Annotated in this window: 3 protein-coding genes and 1 pseudogene; 2 read left to right on the top strand and 2 right to left on the bottom strand. The window is 55.0% G+C overall.

Features of this window, described 5'->3' with window-relative positions:
* Positions 1–223 precede the first annotated feature (223 nt).
* Positions 224–859 carry a LysE family translocator gene (locus FEM54_RS30155; RefSeq protein WP_058420054.1) on the top strand — a complete coding sequence of 212 codons (636 nt, stop codon included), beginning with the start codon at positions 224–226 and terminating at the stop codon, positions 857–859.
* 47 nt (positions 860–906) lie between these two features.
* A complete protein-coding gene (locus FEM54_RS30150; protein WP_099549468.1) occupies positions 907–1,557 on the top strand; it encodes a glutathione S-transferase family protein in 651 nt (216 codons plus the stop codon).
* A gap of 199 nt (positions 1,558–1,756) precedes the next feature.
* On the opposite strand, the gene FEM54_RS30140 is transcribed toward FEM54_RS30150, so the two are convergent.
* Both FEM54_RS30140 and FEM54_RS34460 read right to left on the bottom strand, forming a co-directional pair.
* Positions 1,757–2,086, bottom strand: a complete 330-nt coding sequence (locus FEM54_RS30140; protein ID WP_017134664.1) for a hypothetical protein — start codon at positions 2,084–2,086, stop codon at positions 1,757–1,759.
* A 300-nt stretch (positions 2,087–2,386) separates the two neighbouring features.
* Positions 2,387–2,637, bottom strand: a pseudogene (locus FEM54_RS34460) (hypothetical protein); the annotation flags it as partial.

Raw genomic sequence — 2,637 nt, 5'->3', positions numbered from 1 at the left:
GAAGCAGCGTTAGCAGTAAAAAAGACCTTGGGACGCCAGGGTGTTTTTTTGCCTGCAGAATCCAGATCAAACGTGCGCGATGTTTGTGTACGGCAGCGAGGCGAAGTCGATCATGTGCCTTACCGTGAGCGGTGTATGACGTTTTGCTCGCGGATCTGTATCTAACGCCCTGCTTTTCAACGCCCTACCATGGCACCCAGCACAATACTGCAGGAGCGACACCATGCCCGAACTGTCCAGCTGGCTTGCTTATGGCCTGATCTCCCTCGGCATGGTGCTGACGCCCGGGCCGAACATGATTTACCTCATTTCCCGCTCGATCTGCCAGGGGCGCACGGCCGGGTTGATTTCCCTCGGTGGCGTTGCCTTGGGTTTCCTCGTTTATATGTTCTGCGCGGCGCTGGGGATTACCGCATTGGTGATGGCGGTGCCGTTTGCCTACGACGCGTTGCGGCTCGGTGGCGCGTTGTACCTGGTGTACCTGGCCTGGCAGGCGGTGAAGCCGGGTGGCCGGTCGCCGTTTCAAGTGCGGGACTTGCCCCAGGACAGCCCACGCAAGTTGTTCATGATGGGCTTGGTGACCAACCTGCTGAACCCCAAAGTGGCGGTGATGTATTTGTCGTTGTTGCCGCAGTTTATTGACCCGAATGGGCATGGCAGTGTGCTGATGCAATCACTGATCCTGGGTTTTACGCAGATTGCCATCAGCGTGAGCGTCAATGCGGTGATTGCAATGATGGCGGGTTCCATCGCCGTGTTCTTCGTCACCCGTCCAGGCTGGCAGGCGGTTCAGCGTTGGGTGATGGGCTCGGTGCTGATGGGCTTGGCTGTGCGGATGGCGGTTGAAGGACGGCGGTAAGAGGGTGGTTGCAACGTTGTAGTTAGGGGTGGTTAACAGGAGGTTGCATGCTTGAAGTGTGGGGGCGACGTTCGTCATTCAATGTTCAGAAGGTCATGTGGCTTATAGGTGAGTTAGGTCTGGCCCACCGCCATATTCCCGCGGGCGGCCAATACGGCCTCAAGGATTCGCCAGCGTTTCTGCGCATGAACCCCCATGGGCGCGTGCCTGTCATAAAAGATGACGACGGGACAGTGGTGTGGGAGTCGCACAGTATTCTCAGATACCTTGCCGCGCGTCATGGGGCATCTGGTTTCTGGAGTGAGGACCCAGCTCAGCGCTCTCAAGTTGACCGTTGGATGGATTGGTCTCAAACCAGCTTGCAGCCGACGTTTTTAAATGGTGTGTTTTGGGGCTTTTACCGAACCCCTGAGGCGTTGCGGGATCCGCAAGCTATCGAAAAAAGCATCAGCCTCTGCGATCAATATTTTGAGTTACTTGACCAGGTCTTGAGCGAGCAGCCCTTTCTGGGTGGGGAACGTTTGTCGTTGGCAGACATTACTGTTGGCACACATCTGTACCGTTACTTCTCTTTAGCTATTTCCCGCCCACTCATTCCTCACGTTGAGGCGTGGTATCAAAGACTCCGGGAGCGTGAAGCTTATCGCGAGCACGTCATGATCCCTTTCGAAGAGCTTTTCGGTCGGTTGGATTATTAGCCGAGGGGATCAGAAGGGGCGTTGAAACTTCTGGTCTTGAAAAGCTGTTGCTCAGCGAGTCCTGCCGGCGCCGTTAATCTGGTTGGCGCTGGGATGCCAGCGATTGACCTAGCTGTTTCGCACGCCCGTGGTCTGGCGATGCCTGGACGCTGGCGTAGCCGTATTGATGGTGTACCTGGCCGGTATGTTGATCACCGACTCACTGGATATCTTTCAGATAGTCTTTGAGGGTAATCAGCGGGGTACTTAGCTCATCAAGGCTGCTGGCCTGTTGCACATCTGTAAACAGTTTGAGCAGTTCACGGCCCAGCACCGTGTCGGCGCCGCCTAGTGCATTCAAGGCCTGGGCAATGCACTCATTGAGCTTGCGTTGAATCGTCGCCAAATCCCCCTGGCGCACCAACAACCCAAACACTTCGCGCTCATACCCATCCATCACCAGGTCATCGCGCAGCAACGGGCTCGCGCCGTCCGTCTCATGCACCAGCTTGAGAGCAAAAAGCGCAACAGCTTCCAGCGTCAATTCCATGGTTCCGATTCCTCATGTCTGCGTTCGCCCGCACATACTCACGTTTCTGCAGGCGAAAAAAAAGCCCTTGAATTTCAATGGCTTTCTTTCGGACCTGTGTAAAAGTGGGTGAGAGCCGGTTTGATAGTCAGGGGCTGAAGGGGCATTGCGCGCCTACGCAAATGTCAGGTCTGCTGATTCGCCGGCTTTTCCTCGCCGCCGATTGCAAACCGTAACGCCTGGGCGAGGTCGCGCGTTTGCCATGAGCCGCGCTGTCAGGCGATCGAACACTTTATATAGCTGCAACCGTGGCACTGTGGATTAATCGAAAAGAATTTCAGGAAGGGGGTTGACCACATATTTGAATGCTGTACTATTCGCCTCCCGCTGACGAGCAGCTTGAAGCCGGTTCTGGTTCAAGTAGTTGATTTTGATAAAGAAATCGCTTGACAGCAAATGAGGCTGCTGTAGAATGCGCGCCTCGGTTGAGACGAAAGATCTTAACCAACCGCTCTTTAACAACTGAATCAAGCAATTCGTGTGGGTGCTTGTGGAGTCAGACTGATAGTCAA

Source organism: Pseudomonas edaphica (genome assembly GCF_005863185.1).
Lineage (GTDB): Bacteria > Pseudomonadota > Gammaproteobacteria > Pseudomonadales > Pseudomonadaceae > Aquipseudomonas > Aquipseudomonas edaphica.
This window is presented reverse-complemented; position numbering and strand designations above follow the sequence as displayed.

What these genes read in the sequence shown, in the direction of transcription:
- FEM54_RS30155 (WP_058420054.1), top strand. Translation starts at nt 224, where the DNA reads ATGCCCGAACTGTCCAGCTGGCTTGCTTATGGCCTGATCTCCCTCGGC.
- FEM54_RS30150 (WP_099549468.1), top strand. Translation starts at nt 907, where the DNA reads ATGCTTGAAGTGTGGGGGCGACGTTCGTCATTCAATGTTCAGAAGGTC.
- FEM54_RS30140 (WP_017134664.1), bottom strand. Translation starts at nt 2,086, where the DNA reads ATGGAATTGACGCTGGAAGCTGTTGCGCTTTTTGCTCTCAAGCTGGTG.